Genomic DNA, 17,970 nt, shown 5'->3' with positions numbered 1-17,970 from the left:
ACTAGGTGAGGGTTCCATCGCGAATCTGACTGAAATAATGGTCTGAGCCGACCTGACCGCCCTTGAGAGCGATCTGAAGACCGTTGGTGGCGACGTGTGAGCCGTGTGCCGTGCAAAGCGGCGAGCCTGGTGTTTGCGGAAGCGGCAAAAGTGTGGTGAGTGCATCGACATGCAGTTCACGCAATGCGTGGCTAGAAGTGTCGCCGCCCGCAATAACTGCGCGGGTAAGCCGTTCGCGTTCGACGAGGCTGCGGAGGATGAAGCCGAGGCTACGCGCCAGTTTGTGACGGCTGCCTGTGATTTTATCGATTTCGGTGCCGCGATCAGCTGAAGGGCCAAGCGCAGTGCTGAGGATCACGCTGTTGCCGTGCTTGAGCGCCTTCTGGCCTTCAGCAATGGCAGTTTCGATTGCCTGATTACCGTTTTCGCCGAGAAGATCGAGCGGATTGAGATCAATGCCGATAAAGCCTGATGCTGTCGCATGACGGATCTGGCGTTCTGTCGTTGGCGAGACACTGCCAGAAACGACCGCGATACGGTCAGCCTTGCCGGGAAGCGGAAACTCTTTTTTCGCGCCGATTAGTCCGGCCTTGGCCCAAGCAGCGAGAAGCGCATATTCAACACCGGACGAGCCGGCAACGAACCAACCCATATCAGGGCGCAGACGCCAAAGCTGTTGGCCTGCCTGCAGTTGGCTTTCATGGCTGTCGACGTCGAACAGCAACATGCCGTCCGCATTTTTGGCAATGGCGTTTACGCGATAATCTGCATCTCGGGCTGAAAGCGTTGCGAGATCAGCAAGAACAGCTTTAAGCACGGTCTGCTTAGCCAGATGCTCGCGCAGGTCCGCTTCGTGCATTGGCGTGACCGGATGGCGGCTCATGACCGGATGGCGGTCAATACGATAGACCTCGCCCTGATAGGCGGCAAAGAGATTGCCGAAAGTGGTGTAACGCTTGAGCTGCGGTGCACCGACAACGAGCGGCACATAGGCTTGATCAAAGATCGCTTTGCCGATTTCAACAGCCTTGCCGATACTCCCGACACGCGGTGCGGAATCAAATGTCGAGCAGACCTTATAATGCGTAATCGCAGCATTCAGGCTTTTGAGCCAGTTGAATGCAGGTGTGAGATATTCCTGCATCCATTCTGGCGTTTCGCTGCGGCTCGTTCCTGCAAGACCGATAGCCTTACAGTGCGAAAAGCGTGAAAGAAGCTTTTCATCGGGCACATTCATGAACAGCACAGTGTCAACACCGTTGGAAGCCATGGCTTCCATAACATCGGTAGAGCCGGTGAGGTCGTCGCCGTAATAAGACAGAAGCAATTCGTTGGAAGCTTGTGTCATCTACTCACCTACCGTCCCGAATTTTGCGAGCGAAGCTGCAAGTTCAGGATGGTCTGCTGCATAAGCTTCAAGCGGGATGCCCGCGACCGCTGCTTCCCAAGCCTGCCGTACAGCGCGGACACCAGCGGCCGGGCCGCCCGGATGGCTGACAATGCCGCCACCACACAGATAAAGCAGATCCGTCGTGCGACCTGTGCGCTCATAGGTTTCAGGTGCCTGTCCGCCCCACTGGCCAGAACCAGCAACAGGAAGTGGGCAATCTGATGGGTCGAACAGCGGCCTGCTGATAGCTTTGAACGAATTGACGAAGCTTTCGTCCGACTCCCAGTATTTCACGCGGATGCCGTTGATCTGGAACTGATCGACACCGAGCAGGCGCCAGAACTGCTGATAAACACGAAAATCCATGCCTGAGCCCGGATTACGGGTTAGAATATCCCAGCCATTACGATGTGCGTGCAGAACAAGGCCGGAGCGCTTGCGCAGGAAGCTCATGCCGCCAAAGCCGACCGAATTGATGTTGACCACAGCGCAATTGCCGCCAGCCTCCAGCACCATGTCATGGTTGCGCATCATCTCGTCAGGATCGGTGTGCGAAATGCCGAAAGCATACATGACCTTTTTGCCGGTCTTCTGCTCATGATTGAGAATAAGCGGCATGATAGCGGCGATGCGCTCTTTGAGCGGCGAATAGGCCGGGCTCATCAGCTTTTCATCGTCCTTGATGAAATCGACGCCGGATTCAATCAGTTCACCGACGAGTTCCGCTGTTTCATGCGGGCGGAGACCCAGCGCGGGCTTCACGATGGTGCCAATGATCGGACGCTTTTCAACGCCTGTCAGACGACGGCTTCCGGCAATGCCGAATTGTGGGCCGGGATGGGCTGTGCGGAAAGCTTCCGGCAGCTTCATATCGACCACGCGGATGCCGGTCATGCCCTTGATCGAGTAAACACCGCCAACTGCAATCGTCATCAGCGCTGCAAGATCAGTACCGATTGCGTCGAGCGGAAAAGCAATATCGATATCGGCGCGCTTGATCGGGCTGTGGCCGGGCTCAAGCTCTGGCCATGCAGGGGCCGTTGCGTCTCCAAGTGGACGAATTTCGAGCACGCGTGCTGCAACGCGCGCCCTGAGCTCCTCGGTCTCGCCGGGGAGGGCGACAAAAGTGCCGGTCGACTGATCGCTCGCAATTTTGGCTGCCATCTGTTCGATGCTGCCGGTAGTCTCAATGCGATAGGTCAGGCTGATGTACATGGTTGTTACCGGAACGGACATTGGTTCGTTGCCAGTCGTAATCGTCTGGCGTATACGGAATAACTGGTATAATGAGTATTCCATTATGCGCAAGTGAAAAATTGTGAGACGCTTCGACTGCTGTGGGTAAATAGCTTTTCTCCACGCATTCGAAGATGCATAAGAGGGAAAAGCGCGTGAGGGGTGAGATGTAATGAACCAGCCAATCGAACCTATTGTTCGTCGCAAATTGTCCGACGAAGTTTTTGACCGGCTCGAAAACATGATCACCTCCGGCGAATTGGAGCCGGGAGACGAAATGCCGTCGGAGCGAGTCTTGATGGAGCGTTTCGGTGTTGGGCGCCCTGCAATTCGTGAGGCAATGCAGTCGCTTGCCAAAATGGGGTTGGTCAGTATTTCGCACGGAGAGCGTGCCAAGGTGCTGAAGCTAACGGCAAAGTCGATCTTTCAGCAGGTAGATCCGACTGCGAAGATCATGCTTGCGCAATCAATGGACACGCTGGAGGATTTGAAGAGTGCAAGAATTTTCTTCGAACGCGGTATTGTTCGCGAGACTGCGCAGAAGATAACGGAAAATGATATTGCGGAACTGCGAGAGATCATCGAACGGCAGCGGGAGTCGCTCGGTGACGCGGATGCATTTATCGCCGCCGATATGGAGTTTCATGTCCGTATAGCCAGAATTGCCGGTAATCCGATATTGGTTGCAGTGAGCGAGGCCATGTTGGCCTGGCTGAAAGAGTATCATACTCATATGCTTATCTGGACGGGTAAGGAGAAGTATACCCTCGTTGAGCACGAGGAGATATTGGATTGCCTGTCCGGTAAGGATGCAGACCGCGCCGAGGCTGCCATGCTCCGTCATCTCGAGCGGTCGCGTACACTTTACAAAAAGGAATAGAGCCTTCGCGAGAAGGTTATTGTCGTTTCATCAGGCGGTATACCAGAAGCGAGGAGACGATGGCGACTGTTGCGGAAACCAGCAGCGCAACTGAGAAACCGGCGGAATAACCCCGCATGGCAAGTTCAGATGCGACAGTTCTGGCTGACGGTGCCACCATGTAAAGCGCATTGGGCAGGTCGCCTGCCACTATCGCATCGGCAAAATCTCCGCTGCATGTCGGATCGCTGCAATCCGTTTGAATTAGATGAGTTCGGACAGCACTTGCTAACACACCGCTCAAGACCGCGAAGCCGAGCAGAATGCCAGTAAACCGAGCGGTTGTGCTGATGCCAGATGCCATCCCGGCCCGTTCGCGCGAAACCGTGCTCATAATCGCCTTCTGGGTCTCACCGTTCAGCAGGCCGCCACCGCTCCCGATAAGAAACATGCCGCACATCACGATAGACCAGTTTCCAGAATGTGCACCGAGGCTTGTCACAAGACTGCCGACGCCCACGATCATGAGGCCGAGGGCAAGAATTTCTCGCGATGATACTTTCTTCCCGAGAAAGCGCCCGACATTGGGGAAGATCAACATTGCGCTTGCAAATGGAAGCATGGCAAAACCAGCTTGCAATGGTGGTTGACCAAAGCCGTTCTGAAGGAACAGTGGCAGCATGGATGCCATCACCTGCGCGCAGGCGGCATAGGTGAACATCGCCCAGACACCACCAATGAAGCGGGGATTGCGAAACAGGCCGAGATCGAGCATCGGGCGCTGCTGGGCAGTTTCGGCGATAAGAAAAATCACCAACCCGGCAACGCCGCTGACAAAACCTGTCACAGCGATTGGAGATGTCCAGCCATGTGCCTGCCCATTGATGAGCCCCCATGTTAATGCAAACATGGTCGCCGCAAAGGAAATGATCCCGATAGGATCGAGACGTCGCGCATTTTCATCATTTGAATCCGCGACGAAACGCAGTGTAGCAAGTGCCAGAACAATGCTGATGGGTATGTTTATGTAGAATGCCCATCGCCAGCCAAGCGCATGGGCAATGATGCCGCCGATAACTGGCGACAGGACCATGGTCAGGCCCATGATACCACCCCAGATTGACCATGCACGGTTACGTTCGTCTTCGGTATGGAACGTATGGCCAATGATTGCGAGTGCGGGTGCGAGCTGGAAGGCCGCGCTTGCGCCTTGCAATGCACGGGCGAGATAAAGTGTACTGGCAGAATTTGCCACACCGCAAAGCCAGGACGACAATGCGAACGCGCCAATTCCGATCAGGAAAACAGTGCGGCGTCCGAACCGATCGGCCAGGGCGCCGGCTGGTAAGAGGAGTGATGCAAAACAAAGAACATAAGTGCTGATAACCCACTCGACATCCGCAAAACTTGCTGAAAATTCGCGTGAAATAGTCGGTAGGACCATCGCGACAACATTCGTGTCCAGCACGGTCATCGCGCAACCGGTTGAGGCTGTCAGCAAAATGAAAGTTGAATTGATAACGCGCGGCGTGGATGCAAGAGCTGTCGTCATTTTGTTGTCAGCGCTGCCACACCAGCCTTCGCGATCTGCTGGTCATGATCTGGTGTATCGGCTGATACACCGATAGCCCCGACCATTGTGCCATTCACGGTGATGGGAACTCCGCCGCGCATAAGCACGAAGCCGCGCGCGGTGATAGCGGCAGGGCGTGCCCCATTAATAGCGTCTTCGAGAACGCCGCTTTCCCGACGGAAAAGAGCGGCTGTGCGAGCTTTGCCGGGTGCAAGCTCGATACCGGCAGGTACTGACGCGTTGTCCATACGTACAGTGAGAATCGGCAGCCCTTCAGCATCTACGACCGAGATCACGCAGGGCCAGCCCTTCGCTGCTGCTTCCTTTTCGGCAGCGGCCACAACAGAGCGTGCCGCTTCAAGGGTGAGATAGGGTTTGGTGGGTAGCTCCAATGCTGATACCGGGCTGGCGAGAACTATCGTTGCGATCATCGAGACTATAACCGTGGCAGGACGTGGAGGCATCAGGCTTTCCTTCATAGCGATTGAGCTGCCAGTAAACAGGATATTTGAATTTCTTTCATTCGCGGTATTTTGAAATAATATTAGTTCTTGCCTAATTATGGGATTCGCATATGGAACTCAGACACCTTCGTTATTTTGTGACACTCGCCGAAGAGCTTCATTTTTCAAGAGCAGCAGAGCGGTTGAACATAGCTGCTCCGACGCTCACGGTTCAGATACAGGAAATCGAGCGGCGGCTCGGTGCGAAGCTTTTTCTCAGAACCAAACGTTCAGTCACAATCACCCCGGCGGGCGAGGTCTTTCTCAAGGAAGCAAGATTGGTGCTGGATCAGTTCGACAAGGCAGAAAGTGTCGGACGCAGAGCCGGGCGGGGGGAAATCGGTCGGATCGAAATAGGCTATGTCGGTTCGGCGGCTTATGCCGGAGCCTTGCAGATGCAGATCGGCCATTTCTCGCATGATTGGCCCCAAGTGGAACTTCACTCGCGCGAATTTCCGATGGAGGATCTACCGAAGCTCATTGAGGACGGGCATCTCGACATCGGCTTCGTCCGTATGCCGATGTCGCTCCCACCATCACTCAGCGCTCATGTTTTGCTACAAGACTATTTTTGTCTGGCGCTGCCCTCCGACCATCGGCTTGCGGTTGCTGAGTTGGAGGATCAATATGCTCTTCTTGTGGAAAGCCGGTTTATTCTGCCGGAACAGGAGGCAGGCACGTATGAAGTCGCGAAGCGCGGAGGATTCACTCCAAGGATCGTTGCAAAGCCGGGCGGTCTTCTTGCTGTTCTGACACAAGTGTCTTTGGGTGCAGGCATATCGGTAATACCGGGCGTGGTGAGAAACGTCGTGCGCATGCCCAATACGGTTTTTCGTCCAATAGCGGGAAAGCCGATCATGTCGGAAGTGGTTGCTATTTTTAGAGATAGGGAACATGCGGGCAGCGTCAAAAATTTCATCACCCAGATATGCGCTTCGCCACCGATCCAGCTTGACCACAGGCAAAATGAACAAATGTTATGAAATATATTTCATTATATGAATTATATTGACAGGTGCGTTTCTTTGCGATTAGCTATCAATACTGGTCTTCGAGGAGGAGGACCGGTCTTCATAAAGATCAACGGCGTTTTTGGGACGCTATCCGCGCGTTTGGGAGGGGCTTCGGCCTCGAGGAGGACACTTGCGCAATTTTCTGAGCACAACCGCGATGGCGGTTCTTGCGGCAACGCTTCTGGCCGGTTCCGCAACGGCAGCCGAGACGGAAAATCCGTTCCGCTGTAAACCGGGCGAAAAATATGTGATGAACGTCATGGTTTCTGGCGTTGAATACTGGTTTCCCGTCTATGAAATGTTTAAGCAGGCCGGTCAGCAGTTCGGCTGTGAGACGGAATATACCGGTACGCCGGAATATGATGTGAACAAGCAGATCGCCACGTTCGATCAGGCTTTGGCGCAGAACCCAGCTGGCATTCTCGTTCATCCAATGAATTCCGACCCGTTCATCGAGCCTATCAACCGGGCGATTGATCAGGGCACGGCGGTCGTCACATTCGCAGCAGACTCACCGCTGTCGAAGCGTGTGTCCTTCATCACTTCGGACAATACCCGCGAAGGCACTTATGCGGCCGATGCCATTGCCCAGAAAATGGGCGGCAAAGGCGAATATGCAGTTCTTGAAAATCCGGGACAGGATAATCACGACAAGCGGATTGCAGCCTTCATTGCCCGTATGGAAGAAAAGTGGCCGGACATGAAACTGGTCGGTCGCGCTGCTTCCAATCAGGACCCGACCAAGGCTTATCAGGGTCTGTCGAGCCTCATTCAGGCAAATCCAAACCTCGGTGCGGTTTTCATGCCAGAGGCTAACTCCGCAATTGGGGCTGCGCAAGCGAACAAGGAAGCAGGCGGTAAGGTCCTCGTCATGTGTGCGGACGTCAACGCCAATATCCTCGACATGATCAAGGCTGGAGAAGTCTTCGGTTCGATCAATCCGAACCAGGGTATGCAGGGCTATATGGGCTTCATGTTGCTGTGGCTCGCCAAGCATCCGGAACTGATTGACCCGATGAACGATGCCAAGCGTTCCGGCTTCAACCCTATGAGCATTCCTGTCGTCGATAACGGCCTTTCGATTGTTACGGCGGAAAATGCTGACGACTTCTATTGGGATAAATATCTGAAGCGTCGCGGTACCAAGGGCATTGAGGAGTAGGCTCTGTTCAAGAAGCCATCCGCGCCCCGCGGTGCGGATGGCTATGACGAAGAGGGAGGAAAAGATGGCTGAACCGGTGCTGACCATCCATGGCGTAACCAAGCATTTCGGAGCGGTGAAAGCGCTGACGCAAGTAGATTTCACGCTTGAACGTGGCGAGGTTCATGCGCTGTGCGGCGAGAATGGTGCGGGAAAATCAACACTGATGAGCATTATCGCTGGCGTTTTGCAACCGACCGAAGGTGAAATACGCATCGACGGAAAGACCGTTCATATTGCTTCTCCCGCCGCGGCCCAGTCGATTGGTATCGGTCTGGTGCATCAGGAAATAGCACTTTGCCCGGACGCAACAGTGGCCGAAAACATGTTCATGGCGACGACCAATCGCCGCCGTTCGCCTTTCATGAATTACCGCACGCTGGAACGAGATGCCCAGATCGTGATGAATCGCCTGGCAGCTATTGATGTTCGACAGAAGGTCGCCGACTTGCCGATTTCCAGCCAGCAGCTTGTGGAGATCGCCAAAGCACTAACACTCGATTGCCGCGTATTGATTCTGGATGAACCGACAGCAGCGCTCACGGAAACGGAGGCCCAGCAGCTCTTTTCGATCATCCGTGACCTCAAGGCAAACGGCATTTCTATCATCTATATCAGTCACCGGATGGCCGAGATTTTCAGCCTTTGCGACCGCGTGACGGTTTTCCGCGATGGTCGTTATGTCTGTACCGATCATATTGCAGATGTGACACCCGACGATGTGGTGCGCCGGATGGTGGGACGTGAGATCACGCAGCTTTATCCGGATAAACTCGGACCGAACGAGCTAGCAGGCGAAGTCATTCTTGAAGTTGACGGTATTAGCGATGGCGTGCGCTTTAATGACGTGGGCTTTGCCGTTCGCAAAGGTGAAATTGTTGGGATCGGTGGCCTTATCGGATCTGGGCGAACGGAGATTGCCGAAGGTATCTGCGGCCTTCGTCCGCGCACCGCAAGAACAGTTCGCCTCCATGGCAAGACACAGAAGATAAATTCATATTCTGATGCCACCAAGGCCGGCATTGTTTATCTTTCCGAAGACCGCAAAGGTTCTGGTGTATTTCTCGAAATGTCCATCGCCCAGAATATTTCCGTGCTGGACCTGAAATCATTGACTAATGGCGCCGGGCTTCTGAATGGGCGGGCGGAGGCCGCACTTGCAGAGGATTTTGCGAAACGGCTTTCCGTACGTATGGGCGGCATCGAAGCGCCGGTGAAATCACTTTCGGGCGGCAATCAACAGAAAGTGGCAATTGCCAAACAACTGGCTGTGAAACCTAAAGTCATTCTGATGGATGAACCAACACGGGGCATTGATGTCGGCGCAAAGGCGGAAATTCATCGCCTGCTGCGGGAGCTTGCGCGCTCCGGTATCGGTATCATCGTCATTTCGTCGGAAATGCCGGAACTGCTTGGTCTTTCTGATCGTGTACTAGTCGTTCGGGAAGGGCACATTGCGGGAGAGCTTTCTGCGGACACCATGTCGGAAGAGGCGGTAATCCTTCTTGCTTCAGGCATTGGCGCGGAACGGGCATCGCACCATGCCGCATGAAAAGAAAATGGGAGAGGGTGAAATGGCAATCGACACAATGGCAGCAGTTGCGCCGAAAAACTCGTCGATAAGGCGCATTGGGACCATGCGTGAAGCCGGTCTGATTGCAATCATTCTGGCATTGGCCGTGGTGATGAGTTTTGCGTCGCCGCACTTTCTGACGCTCGGCAATTTTCGTGCGATGTTGATGAGCTTCTCGGTGGAAGGCATCGTCGTGGTGGGGATGACGATCCTGCTGATTGTCGGGGGCATCGACCTTTCGGTGGGCTCGGTGGTCTGTTTCTCCATGGTCCTCTCCGGTGCGCTCTTTCTTGCCGGGCTCGATCCGTGGACAGCGTCGCTTGTCGGTATTGCGGCAAGCGCTGCGATCGGCGGTATTATGGGTTTCTTCGTAACAGTCGTTGGCCTCAACCACTTCATTACGTCGCTGGCAGCCATGGTAATTGTACGCGGCCTCTGCCTTATCATTACCAAAGGAACGCCACTGTCGCTTTTCACGCTGCCTCCTAGTTTTAAGGCGGTGGGGCAGGGTACCTTTTATGGCATCCCTTATGTCATCCTGATTTTCGTCGCTGTCGTTATTCTGTTCGATTTTCTGCTGCGCCGGGCCACGGCCTTTCGCAAGGTGTTCTATACCGGCAGCAATGAGAAGGCTGCGCTTTATTCCGGCATCAAAACGAACCAGGTCAAATTCTGGGTGACGGTGCTGTGTTCGACGCTCGCCGGTGTTGCAGGCGTCATCTATATGTCCCGCTTCGGTGCCGCGACGCCTACTTTCGGCGTTGGCATGGAGCTGAATATTATCGCTGCCGCAGTTATCGGCGGTGCATCGCTCAGCGGTGGTTCCGGCACGATCCTTGGTGCTATTCTTGGTATGGCACTGCTGTCGCTGGTCACATCCTCGCTGATCCTGCTCAATGTTTCGGTGTACTGGCAGGATATGATCAAGGGCTGCATCCTTCTCGCCGCAGTTTCCATCGACCATTTCCTGCACAAGCGGAAGGCGTCCTGATATGTCCGTTGCTAAACTGAAGCCGAAAGGAATAGCGCCACGTGAGGAAATCGTCGTTGCCCGCCAGATGCATCAGGCACTTGTGCTGCATTTTCTGGAAGGACTGACACAGGCGCAGATTGCTGACCAACTTGGGATTTCTCACGCAACTGTCAACCGGCTCATCAAACGCGGCCGCCAGCTTGGTCTCGTGGAAATCAAGATCAAATCGCCAGTCGAGCCTCTTGTCGATCTGGAAGAACGACTGTTGGGAATTGGCGGTATCAGTCGGGCAGTCGTCGTGCCGACCGTATCCGACAACCCGCAAACAGCTCTGCTGTCGGTGGGGGAGGCAGCCGCCCGAATGCTTCTCGAAGAGATTGCCGATGGTGACACGATTTGCATCACGGGTGGAAAAGGCGTCAGCGCAGTGGTCGCGGGAATTCAAGCGCCGCGCCGTTTCGATGTCGAGGTTATTCCAGCAACGGGCTGTGTGCAGGGAAAACACTATACTGACGTGAATCACGTCTCGACGTTGATGGCCGAAAAACTCGGTGGGCATTCTTATCAAATACACGCGCCCTTGTTTGCAGATGATGCTGCGCAGCGCGCAATGCTGATGAACATGCGTTCTGTAGCTGACGTGTTTCGGCGGGCGAGGGAAGCCAAGGTAGCCATCGTCGGTATCGGCTCCATTATGAGCACGGATTCGACCTATTACGACCTGCACCCGTCATCGAGCGAGGATCGTACTGCTATCGAACATTCCGGTGCCAGTGCGGAACTTCTCGCTCATCTGCTCGATGTTGGCGGTCAGGTATGTGAATACAGCCTTAACCGGGCGCTGGTCTCGCTTACGCTGGATGAGTTTGCGCATATCCCGACGAAGATCGGTGTCGCCAGCGGATTGAACAAGGCCGAGTCTATCCTGAGCGTTCTTCGCGGCAATCATCTCGATACGCTTGTCACCGACGAAGCGACTGGTACCCGCATTCTAGAACTCGCATCCCAAGAAGGATATTCCGCATGAGCGGCGAACAGTTGATCCGCGAAATCGGGCGCTCCGGCGTCAAGGCTTCCGCAGTCGGTCTCGGTACATGGGCCATAGGCGGCTGGATGTGGGGCGGAACGGATGAAGCCCAATCTATCGCAGCTATCCAGTCATCACTGGACGCTGGCGTGACACTGATCGATACGGCGCCAGCCTACGGCCTCGGACGCTCTGAGGAAATTGTAGGCAAAGCAATTGCCGGACGCCGCGACAAGGCCGTAATTGCTACCAAATGCGGCCTCGTCTGGCATACCCAGAAAGGTAAGCACTTCTTCGATCAGGATGGAAAGCCAGTCCATCGCTATCTGGGGCGGGATGCGATCATCCATGAGGTCGAGGAAAGCCTGCGTCGCCTTGGTACCGATTATATCGACCTCTACATCACCCATTGGCAGGACTCGACGACGCCAATCGAAGAGACTGTAGCGGCGCTCGAAGAACTGAAACAGGCCGGTAAAATCCGGGCTGTTGGTGCCAGCAACGTCAATCCGCCGGAACTGGAACAATATATCCAGACTGGCGCGCTTGATGCGATCCAGGAGCGGTTCAGCATGATCGATCGCGAGATCGAGCAAGACCTGCTGCCGCTTACGACGGCAAACAACGTATCGACGTTGAGCTATTCTTCACTCGCGCTTGGTCTTCTGTCTGGCATGATCGGACCGGAACGTGTGTTTTCCGGGGACGATCAACGCAAGGACAATCCACGCTTTTCCGTTGCCAACCGGCAGAAGGCAAAGGATTTCGCGACGGCTATAAAGCCGGTCGCCGATCGCCATGGCGCGACGATAGCCCAGATCGTGATTGCTTGGACGCTGGCGCGGTCGGGAGTGACCTTCGCACTTTGCGGGGCGAGAAATCCAGCGCAGGCCCTCGACAATGCGCAGGCAGGAAGGCTCCGGCTTTCGTCCGATGACCTTGCGGCTATCGACACGGCCATTTCGGCACAACTGGTTAACATGGACGGATAACGGACGGCCATCATGAACCGAAAAGAGATATTAGACGGGCTCCGCCAGAGCCCGAAGGTGGACGTTTGTGTCGTCGGCGGTGGCATTAACGGGCTCAGCGTTTTCCGTGAGCTTGCGCTGCAGGGCGTGAACGTGCTGCTGGTTGAGCAGTCCGATTATTGCTCAGGTGCCAGTGCAGCGCTCTCGCGCATGGTTCATGGCGGATTGCGTTATCTGGAGAATGGCGAATTCAGTCTCGTGAAGGAATCCCTGGTCGAGCGTGACAGATTGCTGCGCAATGCTCCCCATTATGTCGCGCCATTGCCGACGACGGTTCCGATCTTCGACATTTTTTCGGGGTTAGGAAATGGGATTGTGCGTTTTCTGGGGCTTACCCGCCGTCCGAGCCGACGCGGTGCAATCGCTATCAAGGCAGGGCTAGGCATCTACGATTTTCTGACGCGTAAACGAGCGCTTATGCCGAAGCATCGTTTTCGCAGTCGCAAAACGACACTTGCAAAATGGCCTTCGCTCAATCCTGCGATCCGTAGTTCTGCCACCTACTTCGATGCGTGGGTCAGCCACCCGGAGCGGATTGGGATCGAACTCCTGCGCGATGGCCTTTCTGCTGGACCAAATGCCAATGCGCTGAACTATGCGACAATTCGGGAAACCGGCGATGGTAATTTCCAATTATTCGATGGCGTTTCCGGTGAAATAATATCCATCCAGCCGCGTCTGGTCATAAACGCCACGGGCGGCTGGATCGATATCGCGAATGGCACGCTGTTTCCAAAAGAGGCTCAGCCTGCTCCGTTGATGGGAGGCACCAAAGGATCGCATCTTATTGTCGATAATTCTGCTCTTAGTGACAGTCTTGATGGGCACATGATCTATTACGAGAACGAGGACGGGCGCATTTGCATCCTGTTCCCCTATCTCGGCAAAGTTCTCGTCGGCTCGACCGATATTCGCGTTGACGATCCCGGCACGGTGCGCTGCGAGACTGACGAACGGGACTACATTTTGCAATCGCTCGCCTTCGTGTTGCCGGAAATCAAAGTACGTCCTGAGGAGATTGTCTTCCAGTTCGCAGGTGTGCGCCCGTTGCCAGCCAGCAATGACAGTTTTACAGGGCGTATCCCACGCGACCATTTCTGTACGGTACTCGAAGGGCAGAATGGGCGTCCGCCGGTCCTCTGCATGATCGGCGGAAAATGGACGACTTTCCGCTCCTTTGGCGAAATGGCGGCCGATATGGCGCTGAAGCGGCTCGGTTTGTCGCGACGGATCGACACAACGGAACGCGCCATAGGTGGTGGACGCGAATTTCCGAAAAACCGTGCAAGCTGGATCTCAAAAACGGCAACCGCCACCGGACTTCCCGTAAACCGCGTTGAAACACTCTTTGAACGTTACGGCACAGATGCCGTCAAAATCGCTCGTTTCATCGTGGAAGGGTCGGATTATGCCTTGCCCAAACCTGACTATAGCAGGCGGGAGCTTTCCTATCTCATCCAAACCGAGGCGACTGAGCATCTCGACGACTTGCTTCTCCGTCGCACGACATTGGCGATTTCCGGCGAACTCTCTCTCGCCATGGTCGAAGCTGTGCTTGATTTACTGGCGACGGAGAAAAGTTGGTCGCCAAAGCACCGCGACGCAGAGCTGACGCGATTTCTAACCCTCATGCGCGAGCACCACGGTGTCTCCAAGGAAACCCTTTCCGCAAGGAACGATCAAAGGAGTGAATTATGCGAGAAAACTGCAAAGTCCGGATGAACCGGTTGTTCGGCAACGGTCGTTGTCTGGATGTGGCTGTCGATCATGGCGTGTGCAATGAACCATCTTTTCTCGACGGATTGGAGAATATGCCAGTTGTCGTTAAGGCATTGGTTGACGCAAAGCCTGATGCCATCCAGATGAACTATGGTCAGGCTGATCTGCTGCAGGATATTCCCGGCAAGGATAAGCCAGCGCTGGTCATGCGCCTCGACATGGGCAATCCCTATAACCGAAACCGCCATCGCGACATGTGGGCGGTGCTACAAAACGAGGCCGATCCGCTGATTGGAGCGCTCCAAATGGATGCGGCTTGCGTGGTGGTGAACCTCTTCATGCTGCCGGACGAGCCGGCTCTCTTTCGTCAATGCGTACAGAACATTTCCCGCGTCCGGGCAGACTGTGAAAAATATGGCATGCCGCTCATGATCGAACCGCTCGTCATGCAGCCAGTCACAGAGCGCGGTGGCTACATGGTCGACGGTGATGCCGACAAGATCGTGACACTCACACGGCTCGCCCGTGAAATGGGAGCTGACATCATCAAGGCAGACCCGACAACAAATGCAGAGGATTTCCATCGTGTCGTAGAGACGGCGCGCTGTCCGGTGCTGGTGCGTGGCGGCGGCAAGGAGGATCTCTCCGCCGTGTTTGCTAAATCTGCAGCCTTGATGCAGCAAGGTGCAATGGGCATGGTCTATGGGCGTAACATATATCAGCATGCCAATCCAAGCGCCGTGGTGCGCGGATTGATGGCGATTATCCATAAGAATGCGAGTGGCGAGGAGGCCTATTCGCTCTATCAGCAGGGCTGAGTTACTGGATTGGTTGGACCTTGGGAGGGGTTCTGCATGCAAAAATATCTGTTGGGGCTCGATGCGGGCAACACTGTCATCAAGGCGGTGGTTTTTGATCTTTCGGGACGGGAGCTCGCGCATGCAGGTGAAGAAGGACATAGCCGTATGCCGCATCCTGGTCACGTCGAGCGTGACCTTGGCGAGCTCTGGTCCAATGCCAAACGGGTTATAGGGGCTTGCCTCGATAAGGCGGGTATAGCGGCGAGCGATATTGCCGCTATCGGCTGTGCCGGACATGGTAACGGGCTCTATGCGCTCGACCGGGAGGGAGAACCGCTCATAGGCATCCAGTCGCTCGACACCCGCGCGACCGGTCTCGTTGAAGAGTGGGTGGCGGAAGGGGTGGGCGCGAAGACGTACCCGATAGCGCGCCAGCGTCCATGGCCCTCCCAAACCCCGACACTGCTCGCCTGGCTGAAGCGCTATCAGCCCGAACTGTTCGGTCGGATTGGCACTGTATTCTTCTCCAAGGATTTCGTAGTCAATCGCTTGACAGGCAAACGTTTCAGCGAAGTTTCCGACATGTCAGGGGCGGGCTTGCTCGATCTTGCAACGCGCCGTTACAACAGTGCTTTGATGGACGCTTATGGTTTGGGTGACAGTATGGACATCCTGCCGCCGCTCATCGAAAGCGATAATATTGCAGGTAATGTAACTGAGGCTGTGGCACGGGAGACTGGGCTTGCGGCGGGTACGCCCGTTGTTGGAGGCCTCTTCGATGTTGTAGCGTCGGCGCTGGGGTCTGGCGTCTCGCGCTCAGGAAGTGCATCGATCATCGCGGGTACCTGGAGCATCAACCAGATTATTGTCGATAGTCCTGATCTCAAGGGGCCAGTCTTCATGACCTCTACTTTTGATCGCAACCGTTACATGGCTATGGAAAACAGCGCGACGTCGGCTGCAAATCTGGAATGGCTGGTACGGGAGTTCTTTGAAGGTGACCATCATGCCGATGTCTCGCCATTCGATGTTTGCTGCAGCCTGGCCGCAGCGATAGAGCCAGCAAATGATGATCCGCTTTACCACCCTTATCTCTACGGCGCGCAACAGGACGGTCACGCCCGCGCTGGGTTTTACGGTATTGCGGGCTGGCATACGAAGGGACATCTGATACGCGCTTTGCTTGAGGGTGTTGCCTTCGGTCACCGCCAGCACGTGGAGACAATTCGAAAAGCAGGTGCAACTTTCGAGGAGGCAGTGCTTTCCGGCGGCGGCTCGCGTAGTCGTCTCTGGCCCCAGATATTTGCCGATGTGCTCGGCGTGCCTGTAACCGTTGCCGTCTCACGAGAAACGGGCGCACTTGGCGCAGCCATCGCAGCAGGCACGGGGGGTGGTCTGTTCTCAGATTTCACAGAAGGCGCCAATGCCATGGTGCGCGCTGATCGGCACTACAAGCCGAACGCCGCGCTGGATGGACACTATAATCGCCGTTACGCGCTTTATAGAGACATCACAGCCGCAATGACGCCTCTCTGGCGTCAGATTCAGGCCAATCCGATACAAACCTTACAGTTAGCGGAGACTGTCTAGCCGGTCGTGGGTCTCAGCGGCGATTCCCCACGCTGCCTACTCACCTCCCGGCTCGCTGAAACTGGTATAGATGTCCGCTCTCGTCTGCGGTACAGCGGAAATGCCGCGTTTGCGTTTTGAAGCCACCGTCTGGTTGATCTGGACGGTGCCTCTCTCAAATGCCAGCGAACATCCCGCGAGATAGAGTAGCCAGAGACGCGCTTTCGGATAACCGATTTCGGCAACGGCTTTGTCGAAATTGGAATACAGTCGTTCACACCATAACCGGCAGGTGCGGCCATAATGTTCGCGCAGATTTTCGACGTCGTGGACTTCGAACCCGTGTCCTTCAAGGTTCTCTACGGTCATTCCAAGATGATCGAGTTCCCCACCGGGGAAAATGTATTTCACAAGAGCCTTATGCTCTGCACTTTTTCGTTTGAAGGATTTCTTGTCCTTCTTCATACGCCTTGTGATTGCGTGATGCATGTAAAGCCCACCGGGGCGTAGAAGCCGGTTCACAGCGCTGAAATAGCTATCGTAGTTGGCGATTCCCACATGCTCGAACATTCCCACAGACGAAATCTTGTCGAACTGACCGTCGAGCTCTGCATAGGATTTGACGTGGATGGTAATCCTATCTTCAAGTCCTGCCTGCTTGATCCTCTCGCGGGCCAGCGCGGTTTGCGCTTCCGACAATGAAACGCCAGTTCCGATGACGCCAAAGTTCTGCACTGCATAGATTAGGAGGGCACCCCAACCGCAACCGATATCCAGAAGACGGTCGCCGGGTTTCAATCGTAGTTTACGGCAGATGAGCTCCAGCTTGTCCTTCTGTGCCTGGTCGATATCATTGGCCCAGTCCGTGAAGTAGCCGCATGTGTAAACCATTCGCTCATCGAGGAATAAGCGATAAAACTCGTTGGATACATCATAATGATGGGTAATCGCCTCCTTGCTCGACCCGCTGACGAACGGCTCCTTGCCGTCAAGAACTTCCCGCGCATCGGTTTTGCCAGCCAACAGAAGAGCCGGAAGATCCTTGAGCAGTTGCCATTTTGGCAGTTCTTTCAACCTGTTCTTCACACTCCCGTCGGTCTTGGCTTTAGCGAGATCGAAGATCGTACCGTTGCTGATATCGACGCGACCGGATGTCCAGATATCAATCAGGGAATCATAGTTGGGCTTGAGAAGAAGCTGTCGAACGATTGTCGGGTCGTTGATTACCAATGATGGGCCATCGAATGCACCGATGCGTGTGCCGTCCCAGAGTTCCACGTTGAATTGTGGGCGCAGTGTTTCGACAACTGTCCGGATAATACGAACCGACCTGGATTCAACCGTCATGCCATGCCTCTCTATTGAGGTTTCAGAAGGTAGTCTTCTCGCGCTGACCCTAACCTAAGGTATTAACGATTGCAGTCATAAAATCGTGACAGATACTGCTGTTCTTTCAACAGGAGCAGCACTTGATATGCAGGATTGCCTGCGTGTCGCGTTTCG

15 protein-coding genes are annotated in these 17,970 nt (G+C 54.9%); 10 read left to right on the top strand and 5 right to left on the bottom strand.

Features of this window, described 5'->3' with window-relative positions; translation table 11 throughout:
- Position 1: 1 nt before the first annotated feature.
- Together F9K91_RS00345 and oiaX are read right to left on the bottom strand one after the other, a co-directional pair.
- Positions 2 to 1,348, bottom strand: a complete 1,347-nt coding sequence (locus F9K91_RS00345; protein WP_151676891.1) for a four-carbon acid sugar kinase family protein — start codon at positions 1,346 to 1,348, stop codon at positions 2 to 4.
- The gene (oiaX, locus tag F9K91_RS00340) at positions 1,349 to 2,605 is read right to left on the bottom strand and encodes a 3-oxo-isoapionate-4-phosphate decarboxylase OiaX (RefSeq protein ID WP_151677052.1); all 1,257 of its coding nucleotides are present in this window, start codon (positions 2,603 to 2,605) and stop codon (positions 1,349 to 1,351) included. It abuts the gene before it with no gap.
- A gap of 193 nt (positions 2,606 to 2,798) precedes the next feature.
- Here oiaX and F9K91_RS00335 point away from each other — a divergent pair, with 193 nt between their 5' ends.
- Entirely contained in the window at positions 2,799 to 3,506 is a 708-nt protein-coding gene (locus F9K91_RS00335; RefSeq protein WP_151555124.1) for a transcriptional regulator NanR, read from the top strand.
- A gap of 16 nt (positions 3,507 to 3,522) precedes the next feature.
- Here F9K91_RS00335 and F9K91_RS00330 read toward each other — a convergent pair whose 3' ends face one another.
- Together F9K91_RS00330 and F9K91_RS00325 are read right to left on the bottom strand one after the other, a co-directional pair.
- The gene (locus F9K91_RS00330) at positions 3,523 to 5,037 is read right to left on the bottom strand and encodes an MFS transporter (RefSeq protein WP_151676890.1); all 1,515 of its coding nucleotides are present in this window, start codon (positions 5,035 to 5,037) and stop codon (positions 3,523 to 3,525) included.
- A complete protein-coding gene (locus F9K91_RS00325) occupies positions 5,034 to 5,522 on the bottom strand; it encodes a GlcG/HbpS family heme-binding protein (RefSeq protein ID WP_151555126.1) in 489 nt (162 codons plus the stop codon). The genes F9K91_RS00330 and F9K91_RS00325 overlap by 4 nt, the downstream gene beginning before the upstream one ends.
- A gap of 110 nt (positions 5,523 to 5,632) precedes the next feature.
- On the opposite strand from F9K91_RS00325, the gene F9K91_RS00320 reads away from it, so the two are divergent.
- From F9K91_RS00320 to F9K91_RS00280, 9 genes are all read left to right on the top strand, one after another.
- Positions 5,633 to 6,544, top strand: coding sequence for a LysR family transcriptional regulator (locus F9K91_RS00320; protein WP_151676889.1), 912 nt, complete (start codon positions 5,633 to 5,635; stop codon positions 6,542 to 6,544).
- Positions 6,545 to 6,704: 160 nt separating this feature from the next.
- Positions 6,705 to 7,736: a substrate-binding domain-containing protein gene (locus F9K91_RS00315; protein ID WP_061346567.1), complete on the top strand. Its 1,032-nt coding sequence runs from the start codon at positions 6,705 to 6,707 to the stop codon at positions 7,734 to 7,736.
- Positions 7,737 to 7,800: 64 nt separating this feature from the next.
- Complete coding sequence (locus F9K91_RS00310; protein ID WP_151676888.1) at positions 7,801 to 9,327, top strand: sugar ABC transporter ATP-binding protein; 1,527 nt, start codon at positions 7,801 to 7,803, stop codon at positions 9,325 to 9,327.
- 22 nt (positions 9,328 to 9,349) lie between these two features.
- On the top strand, positions 9,350 to 10,339 hold the full coding sequence (locus F9K91_RS00305) for an ABC transporter permease (RefSeq protein WP_167522137.1): 990 nt from the start codon (positions 9,350 to 9,352) through the stop codon (positions 10,337 to 10,339).
- 1 nt (position 10,340) lies between these two features.
- Positions 10,341 to 11,348: a sugar-binding transcriptional regulator gene (locus tag F9K91_RS00300; RefSeq protein WP_151676886.1), complete on the top strand. Its 1,008-nt coding sequence runs from the start codon at positions 10,341 to 10,343 to the stop codon at positions 11,346 to 11,348.
- Entirely contained in the window at positions 11,345 to 12,340 is a 996-nt protein-coding gene (locus F9K91_RS00295; RefSeq protein WP_151555131.1) for an aldo/keto reductase, read from the top strand. The genes F9K91_RS00300 and F9K91_RS00295 overlap by 4 nt, the downstream gene beginning before the upstream one ends.
- A gap of 12 nt (positions 12,341 to 12,352) precedes the next feature.
- Positions 12,353 to 14,101, top strand: a complete 1,749-nt coding sequence (locus F9K91_RS00290) for a glycerol-3-phosphate dehydrogenase/oxidase (protein ID WP_167522136.1) — start codon at positions 12,353 to 12,355, stop codon at positions 14,099 to 14,101.
- Positions 14,074 to 14,916 carry a class I fructose-bisphosphate aldolase gene (locus F9K91_RS00285; RefSeq protein WP_151555133.1) on the top strand — a complete coding sequence of 281 codons (843 nt, stop codon included), beginning with the start codon at positions 14,074 to 14,076 and terminating at the stop codon, positions 14,914 to 14,916. The genes F9K91_RS00290 and F9K91_RS00285 overlap by 28 nt, the downstream gene beginning before the upstream one ends.
- A gap of 36 nt (positions 14,917 to 14,952) precedes the next feature.
- Positions 14,953 to 16,488 (top strand): FGGY-family carbohydrate kinase, encoded by a 1,536-nt coding sequence (locus F9K91_RS00280; RefSeq protein WP_151676885.1) that lies wholly within the window; start codon positions 14,953 to 14,955, stop codon positions 16,486 to 16,488.
- Between the two features lie 36 nt (positions 16,489 to 16,524).
- Here the strand turns inward: F9K91_RS00280 and F9K91_RS00275 are convergent, their stop codons facing one another.
- A complete protein-coding gene (locus F9K91_RS00275) occupies positions 16,525 to 17,814 on the bottom strand; it encodes an SAM-dependent methyltransferase (RefSeq protein WP_151676884.1) in 1,290 nt (429 codons plus the stop codon).
- Positions 17,815 to 17,970: the final 156 nt, after the last annotated feature.

It is taken from the genome of Brucella tritici, from assembly GCF_008932295.1.
GTDB classification, from domain to species: Bacteria; Pseudomonadota; Alphaproteobacteria; order Rhizobiales; family Rhizobiaceae; genus Brucella; species Brucella tritici.
This window is presented reverse-complemented; position numbering and strand designations above follow the sequence as displayed.

Bases quoted from the DNA above. Each gene is read 5' to 3' on its own strand.
- F9K91_RS00345 (WP_151676891.1), bottom strand. From the start codon at position 1,348: ATGACACAAGCTTCCAACGAATTGCTTCTGTCTTATTACGGCGACGAC.
- oiaX (WP_151677052.1), bottom strand. From the start codon at position 2,605: ATGTACATCAGCCTGACCTATCGCATTGAGACTACCGGCAGCATCGAA.
- F9K91_RS00335 (WP_151555124.1), top strand. From the start codon at position 2,799: ATGAACCAGCCAATCGAACCTATTGTTCGTCGCAAATTGTCCGACGAA.
- F9K91_RS00330 (WP_151676890.1), bottom strand. From the start codon at position 5,037: ATGACGACAGCTCTTGCATCCACGCCGCGCGTTATCAATTCAACTTTC.
- F9K91_RS00325 (WP_151555126.1), bottom strand. From the start codon at position 5,522: ATGCCTCCACGTCCTGCCACGGTTATAGTCTCGATGATCGCAACGATA.
- F9K91_RS00320 (WP_151676889.1), top strand. From the start codon at position 5,633: ATGGAACTCAGACACCTTCGTTATTTTGTGACACTCGCCGAAGAGCTT.
- F9K91_RS00310 (WP_151676888.1), top strand. From the start codon at position 7,801: ATGGCTGAACCGGTGCTGACCATCCATGGCGTAACCAAGCATTTCGGA.
- F9K91_RS00305 (WP_167522137.1), top strand. From the start codon at position 9,350: ATGGCAATCGACACAATGGCAGCAGTTGCGCCGAAAAACTCGTCGATA.
- F9K91_RS00300 (WP_151676886.1), top strand. From the start codon at position 10,341: ATGTCCGTTGCTAAACTGAAGCCGAAAGGAATAGCGCCACGTGAGGAA.
- F9K91_RS00295 (WP_151555131.1), top strand. From the start codon at position 11,345: ATGAGCGGCGAACAGTTGATCCGCGAAATCGGGCGCTCCGGCGTCAAG.
- F9K91_RS00290 (WP_167522136.1), top strand. From the start codon at position 12,353: ATGAACCGAAAAGAGATATTAGACGGGCTCCGCCAGAGCCCGAAGGTG.
- F9K91_RS00285 (WP_151555133.1), top strand. From the start codon at position 14,074: ATGCGAGAAAACTGCAAAGTCCGGATGAACCGGTTGTTCGGCAACGGT.
- F9K91_RS00280 (WP_151676885.1), top strand. From the start codon at position 14,953: ATGCAAAAATATCTGTTGGGGCTCGATGCGGGCAACACTGTCATCAAG.
- F9K91_RS00275 (WP_151676884.1), bottom strand. From the start codon at position 17,814: ATGACGGTTGAATCCAGGTCGGTTCGTATTATCCGGACAGTTGTCGAA.